The sequence below is a fragment of the Klebsiella sp. TF21-TM genome (assembly GCF_019753495.1).
Lineage (GTDB): Bacteria > Pseudomonadota > Gammaproteobacteria > Enterobacterales > Enterobacteriaceae > Klebsiella > Klebsiella quasipneumoniae.
In genome coordinates this window covers 69,481-89,795 of record NZ_JAIJYL010000023.1, presented here as the reverse complement: position 1 = coordinate 89,795, position 20,315 = coordinate 69,481, and the positions used below count along the sequence as shown (strand labels likewise).

Sequence of the window (20,315 nt, the reverse complement as noted above, 5' to 3'; positions counted from 1 at the left end):
CGGCTCCGCGCCTGCTGTCTTTGCCCGGCGGCGCTTGCCGGGTCTGGGGTGTTGAGTAGCCTTCTGATAGGTAAATGGCGTTGTAAGCCGGGTAAGCGAAGCGCCACCCGGCACACAAGCGGCTCCGCGCCTGCTGTCTTTGCCCGGCGGCGCTTGCCGGGTCTGGGGTGTTGAGTAGCCTTCTGATAGGTAAATGACTTTGTAGGCCGGGTAAGCGAAGCGCCACCCGGCACACAAGCGGCTCCGCGCCCGCTGTCCTTGCCCGGCGGCGCGGCGCTTGCCGGGCCTGGGGTGTTGAGTAACCTTCTGATAGGTAGATGGTTTTGTAGGCCGGGTAAGCGAAGCGCCACCCGGCAGAAATCCGCGTAAAGCGGTTAAACAGGGGCATTTTTGGGGCAGCCGCAGGGGCACCTGCGGGGTGTCTATTGCGGCGGCGGTTCGAAGCAGAGGCTACGCTCCAGGCATTCGTCGCAGCTCGGCGAGCGGCAGACGATCTCCCCCTGCGACTGCAGGCAGCGCTGGCGATAAAAGAACTTCTTCCAGCGCATATGGTGGACATTCTGCGCCACCAGCTGCGGAAAGCAGTCGCTCATCAGCCGGCCCAGTTCCGCCCGCGAATCCAGACCCAGATCCTCCCATAGATGATTAAACGCCAGCGCCGCCCCGGCGACGATCGGCGCCATCGGTTCGGCTCCCGGCGCGATCCACTCCGCCAGCCATCGCGCCAGCTGGCGGCGCTCTTCGTCGCGGGTGGCATTCAGCTCCGTCATCAGCCGGCGGCGGCTCAGCGCCTCGCTGTCCAGCGGCGTCGCCACCTCGCCCAGCCGCTGCTGCAGGGCCAGCCACGCCTCGACGCTGAGCCCCATGCGCAGCGGAAAGCAGCCTTTTCCGGCGTGATACCGTCGCCACAGGCGGGTCAACCAGTCGACCGGCGCCATCAGGCGACCCCCTGACGCAGGCGCGATGCCGCCAGGCTCTGTCGTCGCCGCTGCCACCAGGCGGGCAGCACCTCGGCGACCGACCGCCACGCGCCGTCCACCTGCGGCTCAATGCCCTGTCGCTCGAGCTGTTGCCATGGCGTATGGCCGATACGCACGCAGAACACCGCTTTCACGTCGGCGAGCAGCGCGAGAAGCGCCGCCAGTCTGGCTTCGTTCTCCTGCGGCCCGCACTCCTCCGCGCCGCGGCAATATTTTGGCGTAAAGCGCTCGCCCACCAGCACCATGCCGGCGGCAGACAGGCTGTAGATCGAGAAGCGGTCGGCATGGCCAAAATGACAATCAATCACCTCGCCGCGGCTGGAGGCCACTGCCACCAGACAGGCATCATCGGCCTCCGACTCTCCCCGGGTGGCGAGGCTGGCATGAAGTTCGGCGCGCTGATGGAGGATGGGCAGCCAGTCGGGGAGGCTGTCCGGGTCCGGCAGCTGGGTAAACTGCTGGCTGCGGTCTTCGCCCAGCATGCCGATGGCGTCGGCGCGGCACTGGTGGCAATGCGTCATCTGCGGCATCGCGGCCCCGCACTGGCTGCGGATCGCGGCGAGCATCCCGGCGTCCGGCTCTGGCTGGCCGTTGAGGCCAAAGACCGTGCCGTGCTCCGGTCTGGCAATCAGCGGCATAATATTGTGAATAAACGCGCCGCTTTCCCGCAAACAACGGCTGACCTCGGCCATGCCGCTGTCGTTGATCCCCGGGATCAGCACCGAGTTTATCTTGACCAGCACCCCGGCGTTGGTCAGCCTGCGGACCCCCTCCAGCTGGCGGGCTATCAGGATCTCCCCGGCTTCCCGCCCGCGGTAGCGTTCGCCGTCGAGCCACAGCCAGGCGTAGATTTGTCCGGCGATGCCGGCATCCAGCGTATTGATGGTCACCGTAACGTGATCCACACCGACCTCCAGCAGGCGATCCACCGCGTCGGGCAGCATCAGCCCGTTGGTCGACAGGCATAATTTCAGGTCCGGAAGCTGATCGCGGACCAGCTCCAGGGTGCGGAAGGTGCGGGTCATATTGGCCAGCGGATCGCCGGGCCCGGCAATGCCGACCACCGACAGCTGCGGGATGGCCTGGGCCACCTGGCGCACTTTCAGCACCGCCTGCTCGGGGGTCAGCAGCGTCGAAGACACCCCGGGGCGGGATTCATTGCTGCAGTCGAATTTACGGTTGCAGTAGTTGCACTGCAGATTGCAGGCCGGAGCGACCGGGAGATGCATCCGGGCGAAACGGTGGTGCCCGCTGCGGGAATAGCAGGGGTGCGCGGCGACCTTATCGGCCACCCGCGGCGCTAACGCGCTGGCGTCCGCCGATTGACAGGCGTTGCCGCCGGAAAAAGAAGAGCAGGAAGTCATGGTCGTACCTTCTTGGTTGGGCGATACCTTCCTGCTGCAAAGGGCATACCAGAGAGGGATTTTTTATCATGCTGAAAAGAAAGGTGTTATTCCGCATCCCTGCGGCAAAATATTGTCGTGTTCCCGCCGCGCAGGCGACAATGTCCTGAACCTGACACCGTGGCTTACAGACGCGGCAGGGTGATATCCATGATCTGGATCCGGTAGGCGACCTGGCGCGGCGTCATCCCCAGCAGCCGCGCCGCCTTGGCCTGCACCCAGCCGGCTTTTTCCAGCGCGGCGATCAGCCGCTGGCGTTCGTCCAGGCTGTTGTCCAGCCAGCTGTCTTCCGCCGGCCCGCTGGCGGGCAGGGCTTTGGCCGGACGTTCCTGGTGGGTGAAGAGGATCACGTCGCGATCGATCAGGCCGCTCTCGGACATCACCGCCGATCGTTCGAGGCAGTTCTCCAGTTCGCGAACATTGCCCGGCCAGCTGTACTCCATCAGCAGACGGATCGCCCCCTCGCTGATCCGCAGCGTGCGCCCCTGATGCTGGCCAATTTTGCGCACCAGAAAGTGCGCCAGCTCGGCGATGTCCTCCTGACGCTCGCGCAGCGGGGGCAAGGCGATGGGCATCACGTTCAGGCGATAGTAAAGATCCTCGCGGAAGTGGCCCAACCGGACCTCCTCCTCCAGGTGGCGGTTGGTGGCGGCGATGATGCGGACATTCACCCGCAGGGTCTCATCGCCGCCGACCCGCTCCATCTCTCCCTCCTGCAGGATGCGCAGCAGCTTAGCCTGGAACGAGGCGCTGCTTTCGCCAATCTCGTCGAGGAACAGGGTGCCGCCATCCGCCAGCTCAAAACGCCCCTTACGCTGGCGCACCGCGCCGGTAAAGGCGCCTTTTTCATGGCCGAACAGTTCGCTTTCCAGCAGGTTGTCCGGCAGCGCCGCGCAGTTAAATTTGACGAAGGCGGCGCCAGCCCGCGGGGAATGGTGGTGGATGGCATTGGCGATCAGCTCTTTCCCGGTGCCGCTTTCGCCGCGTACCAGCACAGTGGTGTCCCAGCGCGAAACCTGGCGGATCACCTCCACGATCTGGCGCATCGCCGGGCTCTTGCCGACCATATTGTCAAGGCCCACCCCGCGCGACGACGAGCAGGCCGGCGGCCGTTCCACCTTCGGCGGCTGGCGGCCCGGCAGGGTGGCGGAGGCCGGGAGGAGCATCAGCCGGATGGTCTGGGCGATGAGGTTGGCGACGGTTTCGAGAAAGCGGGTGCAGGCCGGCAGCCGCTCTTCCTGGCGCGCCATCGGCTGGGCCGCCAGCACGCCCATGGGCCGGGCGTTGGGCCCCATTAGCGGCACGGCGATAAACGGCAGATCGTAATCGTAGAGGCTCAGGCGGTCGAGAAAACGCTGATCGTCGGCGACCCGGGGCAGCACCAGCGATTGCCCCTGGGCCAGCACCGTCCCCACCAGCCCCTCGCCGGGACGATAGCGGATCTGCGCGCTGCCGGGGAGAGTCTGCTGCTCGGTTTGCTGCAGCGCTTCGATACTGAGGATCTCCTGCTCGCTGTCGTACAGACAGATCATCCCGTGCTGCATAAAGGCATCGTTGTGCAATACGCTGAGCACCTCCTGCAGCGTTTTGCTGGCCTCGGTGGCGCGGCTCAGCACCACGCTTATCCGCTGCATGGCGGTGAACTGCTGAGAGAGGTCGAAGCGTCTGACGGTGGTGTCCGGGTCGGATTCGGGGATCATGCTTCACCTCCGGTCAGGGTGTTAAACAGCGGGAAACGCAGGGTCAGGCAGGTGCCGCCCTGCGGCCGGGAAGTCAGCTCGATGGCCCCGCGATGGTGCGCCACCAGGGTCTGGATCAGCCGCAGCTCCATGCCTTTGCCCGGCGAATTCAGCGCGTCGGGGGAGTGGGCGTAGCGCACCTGCAGCAGCGGCACGTTGTCGGTCAGGTACAGCGCCAGCCAGCCGTCGTTTTCCTCGGCATAGAGCTGCATCGCCAGCGGGACGGAAGGCAGCTCGGCGGCGAGGGCCAGGGTGCGGTCGAACCACAGGCTTAAGCACGCCAGCAGCTGAGTGCGCTGGCCAAAGCCGATCAGATGCGGCGAGGCCATGTCCAGCTGCAGCCCCTCGGCATCGAAGCGGGTGCGGTAGAGGGCGCACAGGTCGTCGAAAAAGGGCTGCAGCGGCCAGACGGCGGGGTTTTCGAGATCCAGCGACGGGCGACAGCGCTGGAGCCGGGCCATCGCCTCTTCCCCTTCGCGCCAGGCGGCCTCCAGCGCCACGTTGCCGCTGCTCTCGCCGTTCAGCCGACGGGCCGCCGCCAGCATGTTAATCGGGCAGTTCAGCTGGATCAGCGCGGCGTCCAGCGACTCGCGGATCGCCGCCAGCAGCTTGCCGGCGGTCATTTGCTGCTTCAGCCGGTCGAGGCGGCCCTGCTCCTGCTGCTGGCGCTGCTGGGTACAGTCGGCGATCACCACCAGGGTTCGCGCCAGGGCGCTGTCAATAAAGTAGCGGCTGGCCTCTTCGCTGACGCCGGGCAGCGGCCAGCAGGTCACCGACAGCCAGCGCGCGGCCCCGCGTATCGCCACCGGCAGGATCTGCTCCACGCCGGGCGTCATCCGGCCTGGGGAGACCTGCAGCTCGGTGAGCAGCTCCCGGCCGCCGCAGTCGGCGCAGAAGGTTTTATAGGCAAGGTTGTCCATCACCACCCGATCCTGCTCGTCCACTACCACCACGGCGGCGGGAATATTATTCAGCACCGCCTCCATCAGGGTCATATGGTTGCGCAGCCGCTGCTCCAGGGTATAGCTGACGCTGATATCCCGCTGCATTGCCAGATAATGCTCCAGTTCCCCTTGCGGACTGAGCACCGGAGTGATGTCAATCTCCACCAGGTACAGGCCGCCGTCCCGCCGCTGGTTAATCAGCTGGCCGCGCCACGGCTGACGCTGGAGCAGGGTATGCCACATCTCCTGATAGATCTCGCGCGGCGTCTGGCTGCTGGCCAGCAGGCGCGGGTTCTGATTTAACAATTGCGCCAGCGAATAGCCGGTCTGGCGGCAAAACGCCGGGTTGGCGTAGATGATCCTGGCGCTGGCGTCGGTGAGGGAAATCGCCACTGAGGCCTGTTCCACCATGGTAAAAAACAGCCCCGGATGTTGTTGAGTCAGCGCGCCGGCGATGGCTTCCGGCGCGGCGTTATCGAGCATCATATTCAGGGTCATCGCAAACTCCTGTGTCGCAGTTATGACAAATTGTCCGACACCCTGCGCGGATCGCGGCGGGCTGAGCCGAACCCGGATAACCATGCAAACGGTGCGCCCTTATCGAAACGACCGAACGAAACATTGATCCGACAGGGGGAAAATCCGCTGATTTTTACCTTTCGGTCCGCCGGGGGCGCCTTGCGCGGGCGCTGCGGCGGCGGGAAGCGATCCTGATGGGGCAGGGATGAGCCGTCACGGTGCAGGGCAACCTGGCACAGCCTTCGCAATACCCCTGCGGTAATCCCTATTTCCGACACCATTCCGACAGGAGCGTACTATGGCGAACATTGGCATTTTCTTTGGCACCGATACCGGTAAAACCCGCAAGATCGCGAAACTGATCCACAAGCAGCTGGGGGAGGCCGCCGCCGCCCCGGTCAATATTAACCGCGCCACGCTGGCGGACCTGCTGGCCTACCCGGCCCTGCTGCTGGGCACGCCGACGCTGGGCGACGGCCAGCTGCCTGGCCTTGAGGCCGGGGGCGAGAGCGAGTCGTGGGCCGAGTTTATCCGCAACCTCGGCGACGTCAGCCTGCAGGGAAAAACGGTGGCGCTGTTTGGCCTCGGCGATCAGCGCGGCTATCCCGATAACTTCGCCAGCGGGCTGCGGCCGCTGTACGACGCCCTGCGCGCCCGCGGGGCGACGATGATCGGCAGCTGGCCGAACGAGGGGTATGAGTTCAGCGCCTCATCGGCGCTGGAGGGGGAGCGGTTTGTCGGGCTGGTGCTGGACCAGGATAACCAGTTCGACGAGACCGAAACGCGTCTGGCGACCTGGCTTGAGGAGATCAAACCGCACCTGCTGTAGACGCTGGCGGGTGGCCTGTCGGCTACCCGCACAGCCCCGGCTGGCGCGCTAACATCTCAGCCAGCCACTGGCGCTGGTGGCGGCGCTGGCTCTGTTGAATAAGGTAATCGCGGGCGCTTTCCAGCGCCTGTTCAGGCGTCATCGGCGCGGCGGGGCGGATGGCTTCGCACCATACCAGGTGCCAGCCCAGCTCGCTGGCCACCGGCGCGCTCAGCGCATTTTCCGTCAGCGCAAACAGGGCCTCCTCCAGCTGCGGATAGAGCAACCCCCGCCCGATCCACCCCAGTCGCCCGCCTTCCAGCGCGCTCGGGCAGTGGGAGTGTCGCTGGGCCAGCGGCGCAAACGCCTCGCGGGAGGCCGCGATTTGCCCATGAAGCGCCTGGATGCGCGAGTAAACCGCCTGCTCATCGCCATCGACGGTGAGCAGCAGATGGCGGGTCAACCGCTGTTCCGGGCGCATAAACTGCGCCTGATGCCGCAGATACCAGGCCTGCACCGCGGCGGGATCCGGCTGCGGCGCCTGGCTGGCAATCCCGGCGAAGGCGGTTTCCAGCCGGGCATGGTGCAGGACGATCGCCGCCCGCTCCGGCGGCGTAAATCCGCCCTCATCCAGCCAGAGGCGCAGCGAAGCGGCGAGGCCTTCCCGTAGCGCGGCGGGGATTGCCTCTGGCGCGACTTCGGCGACCAGCGCCTGCTCCACGCGGGCCTGACGCTGCCAGGCCGCCTCGAAGGCCTCCCGGTCCGCCGCGGCGATGGCCGCCGGTTCGCAGTTCCAGCGGCTCTGCGCCAGCCGCCGCCGGCCAAATCGTTGCCATGGCTGCATTATTCTTCCTCCTCTGCCAGGGCCAGCGCGGTCACCGGAACCTGGAACCAGCGGCCGCCGAAGTCGACGATATAGCCGTCCCCGCGTTCGCCCCGATCGGTGGCCTCAATACGCCCCTGCTGACCGACGCTGACCACCACTTCGCCCTGCAACGTCAGCGCCGTCTGGCAGGTGACGTTATCGCCATACTGCAGATTCCCCGCCATCCAGGGACGATCGCCGGCAATCAGCTCCTGTTCGCGGCAGCCGACGATCCGGTCGCTCTCCGGGAAGTGGACCTGGTAGATGACCTGGTCCTGCAAGAATACCCCCCAGTCGCGGACATAGCCGATGCTGCCCCGGCGCACCAACAGGGCGCCGGACGGCAGGCCCGCATAGGTGCCATCGTTACGGATGGCGCGCACGACGCGGACCGCTTCGCTAAAGGTAAATGTGGGTCTCATGGCGTGTTCTCCTCGAACTGCTGCTGATAACTCTCCGCCAGCAGCCGGCGCGCCAGCAGCCAGTGCGCGCGCGGGTTCTCCTCCAGCTGGTTGAGCAGGGGCACTTCCGCCCGCAGCTTGCGGTGAAAGGCGGCCAGCACCGGCAGGCTGCAATGGGCCAGACGTTCGGGCTGATAGGGAACGGCGAAAAACTGAAAGAAGGCGTCGGCGGAGCGCAGGTCGTCTACGCCGGGGATCTGATAAAACCACTCCATGCTTACCCCCTGGCCTGCAGCGTTTCGGCGCCGCAGAGCGCGTGATAGATTGCCGCCAGCTCTTCATCCCGCGGGCTGCGTTTGCCGGTTTCCGCAAAGTGGCGGAGCGCCGGCAGCAGCTGGTCAATTTGCGCTGACGTCAGGTGATAGCCCATCCGGTCGAAGACGCCGTTAACCGCCTGGCGACCGGAGTGTTTGCCCAGCACCAGCCGATAGCCGCGGCCCAGCAGGGCGGGGTCGATCGCCTGATAGCTCTGGCTGTCGCGCAGTAGCGCCGCGACGTGCACGCCGGACTCATGGGTAAAAACCAGCTCGCCCACCAGCGGCTGCTGGGGATCGACAGGGCGGCGGGTGGCGAGGGCCACCTGTTCGCACAGCGCCGGCAGGGCGGTGAAACGCACCCCGGTCTCGACGCCCAGGCAGCGCTCCAGCCCAAGCGCCACCGTTTCCAGCGCCGCGTTGCCCGCCCGTTCGCCCAGGCCCAGCACGGTGGTGTTCACGCTGGTGGCCCCGGCGCGTACCGCCGCGAGGGTGTTGGCGGTGGCCAGCCCGAGATCGTTATGGGCGTGCATCTCGAGTTCGCCGGGCCAGACGTTACGCAGGGCGGCGATCTGCGCCGCGGTGGTAAACGGGTCGAGGATACCGACGGTGTCGGCATAGCGCAGACGGGCAGCCCCCGCCTCGCCGGCCTGCCGGGCAATATCCCGTAGCGTCGCGTCGCTGGCCCGCGAGGCGTCCTCACAGCCAATGCAGACCTTCAGGCCAAGGGTATGGGCGAGGTGGATCAGACCCGTCAGCCGCTCCAGCAGCAGCGGTAAGCTCTCGCGCAGTTTGTACTGCCGCAGCTTGTCGGAGGCGGGGATGGAGATATCCACCCAGTCCATGCCCAGCTCGGCGCTCAGGCGAATTTCGCCGGCCTGCATCCGGCACCAGGTCATCAGCGTGGCGCCCGGAAGCTGACGGCGCACCAGCCGGATACGGGCGCACTCCTCCTCGCCCATCGCCGGGGTGCCGACCTCCAGCGCCTCGATCCCCGCCGCGTACAGCGCCTCGGCGATGGCGATTTTTTCGCTGGCCTGGAAGGCCACGCCGGGACTCTGTTCGCCATCGCGCAGGGTGGTGTCATTGATCAGTACGCGTCCCATTGTCGTCTCTCCGTCTTAACCGAAGACCGGCGCGAAGGCGCCATCCTGCAGGAGCGGCTGGCCGTTTCGCCAGTAGGGCGACAGGGCGCGCAGCCGGTCGATAACAGGAGGCAGGGCGGCGATGACGTAGTCGATCTCTTTTTCCCGGGTGTAGCGCGAGAGGGAGAAGCGAACGGTGCCGTGGGCCGCGGTGTAAGGAATATTCATCGCCCGCATGACGTGCGACGGCTCCAGCGAGCCGGAGGTGCAGGCGCTGCCGCTGGAGGCGGCGATCCCGGCCTGATTCATCAGCAGCAGGATCGCCTCGCCTTCAATGCACTCGAAGGCCAGATTAAGCGTGCCGGGCACCCGCGGCTGGCTGGCGCCCATCACCGTTACCGCCGGAATGGCGCTCAGGAGATGATGTTCAAGGCGATCGCGCAGCTGGCTAATCTGCGCCATGCCCGGGAGGTGGACCTGCGCCAGCTCGCTGGCGGCGCCCATGCCGACAATGCCGCTGATATTTTCCGTACCGGCCCGCCGGCCATGCGCCTGGTGGCCGCCGCGCAGCAGCGGACGAAAACGCGTTCCCCGCCGCAGCCAGAGGCAGCCCACCCCTTTGGGGCCGTGGAATTTATGCGCCGAGCAGGAGAGCATATCGATCCGCGTCTGGCTGAGCGCCATCGGGATTTTGCCTACCACCTGCACGGCGTCGCAGTGAAACAGCGCGCCCTGCTCATGGGCCAGCTCCGCCAGCTCGGGCACCGGGAACATGACGCCGGTTTCGTTATTGGCCCACATGATGCTGACCAGCGCCACGCGTGGGCTAAGCGCCGCCCGAAACTGCGCCATATCCAGAGCGCCCTGCCGATCCACGGCGATACGGTGGATCAGGTATCCCTGGCGCTCCAGCTGTTCGCACACCGCCAGGGTGGCGGGATGTTCGACCGCGCTGGTGATGATCTCGCGCCGCTCCGGCATCAGGGCCACCGCTGAGGCGATGGCGGTGGTCGTGGACTCGGTGGCGCAGGAGGTAAAAATGATCTCGCTGGGGTAGTCGGCCCCGAGCAGAGCGGCCACCTGCTGGTGCGCCCGTTCAAGGGCGGCCTGCGCCGGCAGACCAAAATCGTGAATCGACGAGGGATTGCCGTAAAAGTCGGTCAAAAAGGGCATCATCGCGTCGAGAACCATCGGGTCGAGACGGGTGGTGGCGTTGTTATCGAGATAAACAGGTTTCATTGTGTCCCCCTGGGGTTAGTTAACCGCGGCCGGGGCCGCCACCACATCCATGTAACTTCCGGTGCGCTCCATCAGCTTTTGCTGCAGCCAGGCGAGGGTCATGTCGGTCATCATGCAGCCGCTGCAGCTGCCGGAGAGGCTGACGGTGACCTGGCGCGGGGTGACGCTCACCAGCGTCATGTCGCCGCCGTCGGCCTGAATGTGCGGGCGCAGCTCGTTGATGGTATCGACCACGCTTTGCCACTGCGCATCGTGGGCCGTCTCCGCCGGCAGGGGGGCGGGCGGCTGTTGGGCGAGGATCGCCGCCAGCGCCAGCTCAATTTTTTCATGGCAGGCGGTACAGCCCCCGCCGGCCTTGGTGTAGTTGATCACCTCCTCGAGGGTGGTCAGGCCGTTGTTCACCACGGCCCGGCGAATATGTCCTTCGTCGACGCCGAAGCATTTACAGATCAGCTTGCCCTCCTCATGCTCCTCCTCAAGGCTTTCGCCGCGAAAATGGGCGATAGCCGCACGCAGCGCCTCCTGGCCCATCACCGAGCAGTGCATTTTCTCCGGCGGCAGGCCGTCGAGGTAGTCGGCGATCTGCTGGTTGGTGATCTGCCCGGCTTCGGTCAGGGTGTGGCCGATAATCAGCTCCGTCAGCGCGGAAGAGGAGGCGATGGCGCTGCCGCAGCCGAAGGTCTGGAAGCCGGCCTCCTCGATGATCTCGGTGTGCGGATCAACCCGCAGCATCAGGCGCAGCGCATCGCCGCAGCTTAATGAACCCACATCGCCCACCGCGTTGGCGTTGTCGACCACGCGCGCGTTGCGGGGATGAAAAAAATGGTCTTTCACTTTCTCGGAGTAGTTCCACATGCTGTCAGCTCCAGGGATGATGACGAAAACGCCGGGGCGCGGTGCACCGCAGACTGGCGGTGGTACTGTTCCCCAAGCAATAGCGGTACCAACGCATAAAAACCTTATTTGTTAATGACCTGGCGGGTTAACCGCCCCCGACAGAGCCGACACTGTTGTGGCGTTTTGTGGGCTTTGTCACATAAACGACAGGCTCAGGGCTGCGGGTCGGGCTCCTCCCGCCACGTCTGCTCTTCCAGCAGGCGGTTAAAGCGCTGCGGATCGCGTTGCCGCGCGCTGCGGCGCTGCGCTTTTTCATACCAGGAGAGCTGGATCTCCTGCAGTAAGCCGAGGATGGTGGTCTGATCGGGAACCCGTTCGGCGCGGACGCCCACCTGCAGCAGCTGGCGAAAAACCGCCTCGCCAATCGCCACGCAGAACAGGGTGACGCAATCCTCCAGGGCGTGGATGCGCTCGGCAATTTTCTCGGTCTGATGGCCGCTGACGACCGGGAACTCCACCACCCGCAGCAGGGTGACCCGATCCGCCTTGACGCCGTAGACCACCAGCCGCGGCGTGGCGCCAAAATGCTGATCGACATGGCGGTAATCGGAGCTGGCGAAGGCGACTTTCATCGACCACTCGTCGGCGTCGACCATCTCAAACTGACGGTTAATGGGCGGCATAAGCGTCTCCTGAAGCTTGCTGGGGGTCGGCGCCCTGGCGAAGCGGCGATCGGTAGAGGGCGGTGTGGTGATGGCGGTCGCGCAGTAGATTGGCCAGCTCAAAAAGCGTGTCGCGCATGCCGGCGTACCCCTGGCGGACCCGGCGAAATTCGCCGAGCCGATCGAAAAGGGGAAAGCCGACGCGGATCAGCGGCAGGGCAAACTGCTCCGCCAGATCGCGGGCGTGAGAGTTAGCCACCAGCAGATCGGCGGGTTGCTGGCTCAGCAACTGCTGGAGATCCTCCAGATCCCCCGGCACCACCCGCTCGACCGGCAGCTGGCGCAGGCTGGGGTGGCTGGTGGGGGCGACCAGCGGGCCGGGTTGTATCCCCTGGCTGCGGGCGAAATCACACCAGGCCGCCAGCAGGTCGCCCTCCGCGGCCATCGCCATGCGCTGGCCCTGCAGCCACATATGGCAGTCGATCATCGCATCCTGCAGCTGGCCGCGCTGGCGCTCAATCCAGGCCGGTACGCGGCGCCCGGACAGCTTCGCCAGCTGATGGATAAAGGTATCGCAGTGGTCGAGGGTCATCAGGTGCGGCAGGGCGATCACCTCTCCGCGGCTGCGCTGGCTCAGGAGCGATGCCGCCCGCTGCAGCGACACGCCGATGGCGAAGCTGCCCAGACTCTGGCCCATCTGCGCAATCTGGCGCAGCGAGGCGCCGCCCTGGGTCAGGGGCGTAAAATCCCCCTGACCCAGGTGGCCATCCATCGACAGGGAGAGGTCCGGCAGGACCACCGGCTGCAGGCCAAAGGCCTCCACGCAGCGGCTCAGCCATTCGATATCCCCTGGCGAACAGAGGTGGCTGACCAGCAGGTTGACCCGCCGGGGCCGCTGCCCCGGACGCGGCGTCGGCGCCACCCACTGCTCGATGATGCTCTCGATCACCGCGCTGTAGCCGTTTTCCATGGAGCCAAAAAAATCCGGGGTGTTGACGGTGAGGATCGCCACGCCGTTATGGTGGGGATGCGCCTCGCGAAACTGGCGTACCACCCGGGCGACATCGCTGCCCTGCGCCTCCGCCAGTCCGGTGCTGAGCAGCACAATGGCCTGCGGACTGTGGCGCTGGCAGAGGGTGTCGAGCGCGGTGAAGATATTGCCGTCGGCGCCCATGATCGTGGCGGTCGGATCCATGGCCGTCGACTGCAGGGGCACCGGGTCATGAAAATGCTGAATAAAGAAAACTTTGGCGAAGGCGCTGCAGCCCTGGGCGCCATGGACCAGCGGGATGGCCTGGGCCAGCCCAAGGCTGGCGAGGATCGCCCCGAGCGGTTGCCCGGTTTTAATCGGGCTCACCGCCAGCGGTTTTTCGCTACGGATAAGGTCTGCCATGGTGTTCTCCTAGCGCCACGGGGCGCGGGCATGCGTTTGCGGCCAGACGGGGCTGGCGAGGGTCAGACAGAGCTGGCGGGCGAGGGTGATGATGCCCTGGTAGCCAGCGTAGGCGTGCTCCCGCTCCTGATTGATATCGAGGAACGGCAGCCGGGCTTTCCAGGCGGTGTACATATTGCGTCCGCCGGCGATCATCAGATCCGCCTGATAGCGGTACACCACGTCGAGCAGGGTGCGGGCGTTGCCCTCCTCAAGCATCACCGCCTCGTCGCCCATCAGCTCCCGGATCCGCTGTTTGTCCTCCTCGGTGGATTTCCGCGTGCCGGTGGCCACCACGGTCATGCCGAGATCCTGCAGGGCCGAGACCACCGACCAGGATTTCACGCCGCCGGTGTAGAGCAGCACTTTGCGCCCGCGGAGCTGCTCGCGCCACGGCGCTAGCGCCTGCTCCGCTGCTCGCTCCTCGCGGGCGATCAGTGCCTCGGTGCGGCGGCACAGGTCGTCATCCCCCAGCAGCGCCGCCAGCTGGCGCAAGGCATCGGAGGTGGCGCGGATCCCGTAGAAGCTGCCCTCAAACCACGGCGTGCCGTAGCGTAGCTCCAGCCCCCGGGCGACGTTGATCAGCGCTCGCGAGCACACCAGCATATTGGCCTGCGCCCGGTGAAGGGTCTGGATCTCGGCAAAGCGGCCGTCGCCGGAGAGGCTGCCGAGGACGCGGATCCCCAGCTCATCGAGCAGCGGCTGGACCTGCCAGAACTCGCCGGCGATATTGAATTCGCCAATCAGGCCGATATCGTGGCGCTGGGCCGGGGCAAAGGGCGTGTTGTCCGGCCATGGGGCGGGTTCGCGCTGGCCAATCACCTGCCTGAGCATTACGTCGCCCGCTATCCGGTTGCCAAGATTTTTGCTGCCGTAGAAGCCGGCGGCGTCAATGGCGATGACCGGGACGCCGGTGGCGGTCTGCGCGGCCTGGCACACCGCCTCAATGTCATCGCCTTCCATCGCCGGTATGCAGGTGTTGTAGATAAAGACCGCCGCCGGGCGATAGCGGTCGACGATGTGACGCACGGCATGGAACAGGCGGCGTTCGCCGCGGCCCATAATCACATCCTGTTCGTTGAGATCGGTGGTAAAGCCGAGCCGGTTGAGGGCCGGGCCGGCGCTGAAGCTGCCGCGGTTATCCCACGAGCTTCCCGCGCAGCCGATAGGGCCGTGCACCAGGTGCGCGACATCGGCGATGGGCAGGAGCGTTATCTGCGCGCCGTCGAAGGCGCAGCCGCCGGCGGTGGCGCCGGGCTTAGGGGCGCTGCAGCCGGATTTTTGCTTCTGGTTGTGCTCGCAGGCGGGTTCGTCCAGCAGCGCCAGAATTTCCTTTCCCTTCATAGTGACCTCGTTGACGGTGGGAGACCGGGGAGGTGATGCAATTCGCGCTCCAGGGAGAGGGGGGTTGATTTTTAAGGAAAAAGGGTTGTGGGCTTTGCGACAAAGGCAACAATCAGACAGGGGTAAGGCATGATTTATCGCGCTGATAACTGGATTTCAGACTGGTGAAAGGCGGGAAGGATCGATAAGGTGGAATATTCCGTTCACCGACCTTCCTCACTATTTCATCGCGCCCTCTGCGGGTGAACGGCATGGGGGGCGTTTCGCCCGCCCCCCATGACCCCCCGCATGGCGCTGAAAATTGCCGCTGCGCGGTCCGCTCCACTCCGGCTTCATCTGGCGGAACGGGCGGACTCGACATCCCTGTCTCGACCGCCCTCTGGCCGCCGTCCTGGCGGCCAGTCCTGGATGCGCGCCTGCGTTCTCGCCAATTTTCCTGATGCGCCTAACCCCCCGCTGTCACTTTTGTCCCTGTCCTGCGGCGCTTGCCTTGCTGAAAGAAAGGATGTCCCTGTCCTCAGGCGCTTGCCTGGCTGAAAGAAAGGACGCCCCCTGCGGGGGCAAAAAAAGGCCCGCGGGGTCGGCGGGCAACAAGCACAACACAACGATTAAAAAACACGTTCCTCCAGAGGGTTATCCCGGTTGAGGCGCTTCGCCAGCCACGGCGGCAAACGGCCGGCCAGCAGCGTATTGATCGCCTCGCACTGGGCCTGGATCGTCATGCCCGGCGGCGCTTTCATCGGATGGATCTGATGGCGGATCAACCTCGCGGCGGCAGGCCCGCCAATCTCCTGGCAAAACAGCAAATGGCAATCCTCCAGCAGCCTGGCGCGCATCTCGCTGGCGTCAGACGTCGCCGAAGGGGAGGCATAGCGGCGGAGATCCGCCAGCCAGCCGCCCTGGTCATCGAAGGCATAGATAAAAAACAGCCGGTTCTGGCCAAAATGACCATTGATGACCAGGCCATCCTGCGAACAGAAGGCGACCTGCAGCTGGGGCGTCCGCTGGGGTGACCGGGCGATGCGCAAATGGCCGGGCAGCACCCCCTGCAGGCAGGCGATGACCCGCGCCCAGCGGGCCGGGGACATCACCGCCGTCGCCGAAGGAAAGCTGGCGGCCAGCTGAGGCTGCGTCAGGGTGGTTAACCGTGCCGGGGTCAAGGTTTCGCCGCACTCCTGCGCCAGCCAGTCGACGACTTGCACCGGCTGCAGCTCCGGCAGCGTCTGGAACAGCGCCAGCAGACGCCAGAAAAGGGTATCGTTATCGGACATTTCCAGCTCCTTATAGCAGCGTGCTGCGGGTGGCGCGCAGGCTTATCGGAAAGACCGGCCGCCCCGGCTGCGGATTGACGTAGTAGCGACGTCCCCCTTCAAGGGCAATCGCGCCGCCCCAGCGGTCCGTCTCGTCATGTTCGACCTGAAGCACCCGGGCCTCCAGATCCTGTTTGGCGATATAGGCATACAGCGCCTCGCCGCGCTCACGGAAAATCACGATGGGCATACTCCCTCCTGGCCCCGCCTGCGGCGGGGCGCCTGATGGTTAACGAACGAGGTCGAAGCTGTAATCGGTTTTGCCCAGCTGGCTGGTGTCGTGGTCCAGTTTTTCCAGCACGGCGTTCACCAGCGTCGTGACGATGTTCATCGCGCCTTCATAGCCCCAGGTGGTCTGGCGGTGCAGATGATGGCGGTCGAACAGCGGAAAGCCGAGACGGATCAGCGGCACTTCGAAGGCTTTGCCCTTCGCCAGGGTATCGCGCTGGATAAACTTGCCGTAGGAGTTACCGATCATAAAGTCCGGCTGACGGGTGAACATCAGCGACCGGAAGTGCCACAGGTCGCAGTTGATGAATACTTCGCTGTCCTGGCCGTATGGCGAGGCGTCGAGCATTTTCTTCATCGCCTTTTGCCAGCGTTTATTGGCGTTATGGCTGAGGATCACCGTCGGCTCGCAGCCCAGCTCCAGCAGGAAGCGCGTCAGGCCCATCACGAAATCCGGATCGCCGTAGAGGCCGAATTTTTTGCCGTGCAGCCAGGTGTGGGAGTCCAGCATCATGTCCACCAGCCGGCCGCGCTCAAGGGTCAGGGCGTCGGCGATCGGTTTGCCGGTCAGCTGACTGACGGTCATCAGCAGCGCGTCGGTAGCGGCCAGACCCAACGGAACGGCTACCTCCGTGGCGGGCTGATTCCACATCTCCTGAACCACCTTTTTGCTTTTCACCAGCTGCCATGGCTGCAGCAGCAGGGTGTCAATGGCGTCCGGCGCGGTTTTGATCTCCTGCTGGCTGGTGCCGCCGGCGTACATCCGGTAATGGCCGTCGGCGGGGGTGTCGAGCACCTCTGAAGGGTCGGAGAGCAGGCTGCAGGGGACATCCATCTGCGCCATCATCCGCTTCAGCACGCGGAAGTTGCCGAGATAGGTCTCAAATCCGGTCACCAGATTGAGCTTTTGCAGTTTGCCCGGCTGCCCGGCGTAGTCAGCGGTAAAGGTCTTCGCGAACCCTTCGAACATATTGTCCCAGCCGGTGACATGGCTGCCGATAAAGCTGGGGGTATGGGCGTAAGGAATGGCGATACTGTCGTCAACAAATCCCTCTTTTTTGGCGTTGGCGATAAACGCCTGCAGATCGTCGCCGATCACCTCGGCCATGCAGGTGGTGGAGACGGCGATAATCTCGGGTTTATACAACGCGCTGGCATTCTGCAGGCCCAGATTCATGTTGTTGTTGCCGCCGAACACCGCCGCGTCCTCGGTCATCGAGTCGGAGACGCAAGCCACCGGCTCCTTAAAATGGCGGTTAAAGTAGGTGCGGAAATAGGCGACGCAGCCCTGAGAGCCGTGGACGTAGGGCAGGGTGCCGGCGAACCCCAGCGCGCAGAGCACCGCCCCGAGCGGCTGGCAGGCTTTGGCCGGGTCGACGGTCAAAGCCTCGCGCTGGAAGTTCAGCGCTTCATACTCGGCGGTGGTGGTCCAGGCAAATACCTCCTGGACGCGCTGCGCGTCGTGCGCCTCTTCAAGGCTCTTTTTGTTCTGGAACAGGGTCTGGTATTCATCCTGTTCAAACAGCGGATAACAGCTGTGAATTTTATCGATCGTTTGGCTCATGGTGTTCTCCTCCCGCGCCACAAATCGGTGGACTGACGGGACAGTGAAGGGGCAATCACGCAGACTTCAGCCACGGGGCAGTCAGTTCGTTCCACGCCGGATTGTTCAGGGTCATATCCATATCGCGGGCAAAGATGGCGAAGCCGTCATAGCCGTGATAGGGGCCGGAATAGTCCCAGGAGTGCATCTGGCGGAACGGCACCCCCATTTTCTGGAAGATATATTTCTCTTTGATCCCGGAGCCGATGAGGTCGGGCTTCAGCGCTTTGACGAAGGCCTCCAGCTCATAGCTGCTGGCATCGTCAAACAGCAGAGTGCCCTCTTTCAGGTCCGGCAGGGTGCGGTCGTAATCATCGTTATGGGCAAACTCGTAGCCGGCGGCGATGATCTCCATCCCGAGATCCTCATAGGCGCCGATGACGTGGCGCGGCCGCAGCCCCCCCATGTACAGCAGCACTTTGCGCCCCTCCAGCCGCGGGCGATATTTGGCGATGATGGCCGCCATCTGCCCCTCATATTTGGCGATCACCGCTTCCGCATTGGCGCGAATGGCGTCATCAAATTGATCGGCGATCTTGCGCAGCGATTCGGCGATTTTGGTCGGGCCGAAGAAGTTATATTCCATCCACGGGATCTGATGTTTCTCCTCCATATGGCGGGCGATATAGTTCATCGAACGGTAGCAGTGGACGAGGTTTAGCTTAACGAACGGGGTGTTCTCCATCTCCACCAGGGTGCCGTCGCCGGACCACTGCGCCACTACGCGCAGCCCCATCTCTTCCAGCAGAATGCGCGAGGCCCAGGCGTCGCCGCCGATGTTGTAATCGCCAATGATGGCGACATCATACGGGGTGCTGGCAAACGGCTGCCCTTCGCGGTTGTTCAGCACCCAGTCGCGCACCACGTCGTTGGCGATATGGTGGCCCAGCGACTGCGAGACGCCGCGAAAGCCTTCGCAGCGCACCGGGATCACCGGTTTATCCAGCGCCTTGCTGCTGGCGTTGGCCACGGCGCTGATGTCATCGCCGATCAGGCCCACCGGGCACTCAGACTGAATAGTGATCCCTTTGGTCAGCGGGAACAGCAGCTCCATCTCTTCAATCAGTTTGCTCAGCTTTTTATCGCCGCCGAAGACAATATCGCGCTCCTGAAAATCTGAGGTGAAGTTCAGGGTGCCGAAGCTGTCGACGCCGCTAACGCCGGTATAGTAGTTGCGCCGTCCGGCGCGCGAGTACTGGCCGCAGCCGATGGGGCCGTGCGAGATATGGGCCATGTCTTTAATCGGCCCAAACACCACCCCTTTCGAGCCGGCGTAGGCGCAGCCGCGCACGGTCATCACCCCGGGCTGCGATTTACGGTTCGAGATAATGCACTTGCCGACGCTCTCCATCTGCGGATCGCTGATCATCATGTGCTTTCTGCGCTCTTTGCGCGCGGTTTCGGGAAACACCTCCAGGACTTCCTGGATGAGCGCAAGGTTACGTTCGCCTGTTGCGTTGGTCATGGTGAGGATCCTGTGCTCAGGCCGCGTTTTCTTCAGCGGCGGTTTTACCAATGATGCTGGTGTCTTCTTCTTCCATGATGCCGAACTCCATCAGCAGCGACTCCAGCTCGTCCATGGTGCAGGGGGTCGGCACCACTTTTTTGGTGTTATTGACGATCTTCTGCGCCAGCTGACGATATTCGTTGGCCTGCTGACAGGTCGGGTCGTACTCGATCACCGTCATCCGGCGGATCTCTGCGCGCTGCACAATATTGTCGCGGGGAACAAAGTGGATCATCTGGGTGCCGAGCTTCTCCGCCAGGGCGATGATCAGCTCGTCTTCGCGGTCGGTTTTGCGCGAGTTACAGATCAGGCCGCCGAGGCGTACCTTGCCGGATTTGGCGTACTTCACGATCCCCTTGGAGATATTGTTGGCGGCATACATCGCCATCATCTCCCCGGAGCAGACGATGTAGATCTCCTGGGCTTTGTTTTCGCGGATCGGCATGGCGAAGCCGCCGCAGACCACGTCGCCGAGGACGTCATAGAAGACGAAATCCAGATCTTCTTCATAGGCGCCTTCTTCTTCGAGGAAGTTGATGGCGGTGATCACCCCGCGTCCGGCGCAGCCAACGCCTGGCTCCGGGCCGCCGGATTCGGCGCAACGTACATCGCCATAGCCGATTTGCAGTACGTCTTCGAGCTCCAGATCCTCGACCGAGCCCACTTCCGCCGCCATCTCCATAATGGTGTTCTGGGCTTTAGCGTGGAGGATCAGACGGGTGGAGTCCGCCTTCGGATCGCAGCCGACGATCATCACTTTCTTACCCATCTCGGCGAGGGCCGCAACGAGATTCTGGGTGGTGGTTGATTTACCGATACCGCCTTTACCGTAGATAGCGCATTGACGCATGGTCATGGTGACTTCTCCTGTTGTTGAGTGTTTGCCAGCAGAGAAGTGCAGGGAACATACCAGCTGTGATTTTTTATGCAGTTATTTGATAAATAAGTATTTTCTGTAAACCGGCCGCGCCGGGGGCCTGCGCAAACGGCACAATAACGCCACCAAATGTGCGAAACAGAACAATTTCCCGCCACCGGCCCGGCGCGGCGCTTTGTCGCCTGTTCAACAGCTTGTCGCGCCCTGTGTCTTATTCC

19 protein-coding genes are annotated in these 20,315 nt (G+C 64.2%); 1 reads left to right on the top strand and 18 read right to left on the bottom strand.

What is annotated here, in order from left to right:
- Positions 1–422 precede the first annotated feature (422 nt).
- The 4 genes from K5R89_RS20020 to nifL all read right to left on the bottom strand — a co-directional run bounded on the left by K5R89_RS20020 (position 423) and on the right by nifL (position 5,564).
- Positions 423–938: a nitrogen fixation protein NifQ gene (locus K5R89_RS20020; RefSeq protein ID WP_023290352.1), complete on the bottom strand. Its 516-nt coding sequence runs from the start codon at positions 936–938 to the stop codon at positions 423–425.
- Complete coding sequence (gene nifB, locus K5R89_RS20015; protein WP_044524063.1) at positions 938–2,344, bottom strand: nitrogenase cofactor biosynthesis protein NifB; 1,407 nt, start codon at positions 2,342–2,344, stop codon at positions 938–940. The genes K5R89_RS20020 and nifB overlap by 1 nt, the downstream gene beginning before the upstream one ends.
- A gap of 164 nt (positions 2,345–2,508) precedes the next feature.
- Entirely contained in the window at positions 2,509–4,083 is a 1,575-nt protein-coding gene (gene nifA / locus K5R89_RS20010; RefSeq protein ID WP_135732560.1) for a nif-specific transcriptional activator NifA, read from the bottom strand.
- Complete coding sequence (nifL, locus tag K5R89_RS20005; protein WP_023290350.1) at positions 4,080–5,564, bottom strand: nitrogen fixation negative regulator NifL; 1,485 nt, start codon at positions 5,562–5,564, stop codon at positions 4,080–4,082. Before nifL ends, nifA begins: the two co-directional genes overlap by 4 nt.
- A gap of 319 nt (positions 5,565–5,883) precedes the next feature.
- Here nifL and K5R89_RS20000 point away from each other — a divergent pair, with 319 nt between their 5' ends.
- Positions 5,884–6,414, top strand: a complete 531-nt coding sequence (locus tag K5R89_RS20000) for a flavodoxin (protein ID WP_023290349.1) — start codon at positions 5,884–5,886, stop codon at positions 6,412–6,414.
- 22 nt (positions 6,415–6,436) lie between these two features.
- On the opposite strand, the gene nifM is transcribed toward K5R89_RS20000, so the two are convergent.
- The 14 genes from nifM to nifH form a co-directional block, all read right to left on the bottom strand.
- Positions 6,437–7,237 (bottom strand): nitrogen fixation protein NifM, encoded by an 801-nt coding sequence (nifM, locus tag K5R89_RS19995; RefSeq protein ID WP_217259296.1) that lies wholly within the window; start codon positions 7,235–7,237, stop codon positions 6,437–6,439.
- Positions 7,237–7,680, bottom strand: a complete 444-nt coding sequence (locus K5R89_RS19990; protein ID WP_217259295.1) for a nitrogen fixation protein NifZ — start codon at positions 7,678–7,680, stop codon at positions 7,237–7,239. The genes nifM and K5R89_RS19990 overlap by 1 nt, the downstream gene beginning before the upstream one ends.
- Entirely contained in the window at positions 7,677–7,934 is a 258-nt protein-coding gene (locus K5R89_RS19985) for a nitrogenase-stabilizing/protective protein NifW (RefSeq protein ID WP_023290346.1), read from the bottom strand. The genes K5R89_RS19990 and K5R89_RS19985 overlap by 4 nt, the downstream gene beginning before the upstream one ends.
- A gap of 2 nt (positions 7,935–7,936) precedes the next feature.
- On the bottom strand, positions 7,937–9,079 hold the full coding sequence (nifV, locus tag K5R89_RS19980) for a homocitrate synthase (protein WP_112201407.1): 1,143 nt from the start codon (positions 9,077–9,079) through the stop codon (positions 7,937–7,939).
- Positions 9,080–9,094: 15 nt separating this feature from the next.
- Positions 9,095–10,297, bottom strand: a complete 1,203-nt coding sequence (nifS, locus tag K5R89_RS19975) for a cysteine desulfurase NifS (protein WP_217259294.1) — start codon at positions 10,295–10,297, stop codon at positions 9,095–9,097.
- Positions 10,298–10,312: 15 nt separating this feature from the next.
- On the bottom strand, positions 10,313–11,152 hold the full coding sequence (gene nifU / locus K5R89_RS19970) for a Fe-S cluster assembly protein NifU (RefSeq protein WP_032454927.1): 840 nt from the start codon (positions 11,150–11,152) through the stop codon (positions 10,313–10,315).
- Positions 11,153–11,346: 194 nt separating this feature from the next.
- Entirely contained in the window at positions 11,347–11,817 is a 471-nt protein-coding gene (locus K5R89_RS19965; RefSeq protein ID WP_048297853.1) for a NifB/NifX family molybdenum-iron cluster-binding protein, read from the bottom strand.
- Positions 11,804–13,189, bottom strand: coding sequence for a nitrogenase iron-molybdenum cofactor biosynthesis protein NifN (gene nifN / locus K5R89_RS19960; RefSeq protein WP_217259293.1), 1,386 nt, complete (start codon positions 13,187–13,189; stop codon positions 11,804–11,806). The genes K5R89_RS19965 and nifN overlap by 14 nt, the downstream gene beginning before the upstream one ends.
- Positions 13,190–13,198: 9 nt before the next feature.
- Positions 13,199–14,572: a nitrogenase iron-molybdenum cofactor biosynthesis protein NifE gene (gene nifE / locus K5R89_RS19955; protein ID WP_217259292.1), complete on the bottom strand. Its 1,374-nt coding sequence runs from the start codon at positions 14,570–14,572 to the stop codon at positions 13,199–13,201.
- A gap of 608 nt (positions 14,573–15,180) precedes the next feature.
- Positions 15,181–15,843 (bottom strand): NifB/NifX family molybdenum-iron cluster-binding protein, encoded by a 663-nt coding sequence (locus K5R89_RS19950; protein ID WP_217259291.1) that lies wholly within the window; start codon positions 15,841–15,843, stop codon positions 15,181–15,183.
- 10 nt (positions 15,844–15,853) lie between these two features.
- Positions 15,854–16,072: a putative nitrogen fixation protein NifT gene (nifT, locus tag K5R89_RS19945; RefSeq protein ID WP_004203557.1), complete on the bottom strand. Its 219-nt coding sequence runs from the start codon at positions 16,070–16,072 to the stop codon at positions 15,854–15,856.
- A 39-nt stretch (positions 16,073–16,111) separates the two neighbouring features.
- Positions 16,112–17,674, bottom strand: a complete 1,563-nt coding sequence (gene nifK / locus K5R89_RS19940) for a nitrogenase molybdenum-iron protein subunit beta (RefSeq protein ID WP_023290338.1) — start codon at positions 17,672–17,674, stop codon at positions 16,112–16,114.
- Between the two features lie 55 nt (positions 17,675–17,729).
- The gene (nifD, locus tag K5R89_RS19935; protein ID WP_023290337.1) at positions 17,730–19,178 is read right to left on the bottom strand and encodes a nitrogenase molybdenum-iron protein alpha chain; all 1,449 of its coding nucleotides are present in this window, start codon (positions 19,176–19,178) and stop codon (positions 17,730–17,732) included.
- 16 nt (positions 19,179–19,194) lie between these two features.
- Positions 19,195–20,076 (bottom strand): nitrogenase iron protein, encoded by an 882-nt coding sequence (gene nifH, locus K5R89_RS19930; RefSeq protein ID WP_004203553.1) that lies wholly within the window; start codon positions 20,074–20,076, stop codon positions 19,195–19,197.
- Between the last annotated feature and the right edge of the window lie 239 nt (positions 20,077–20,315).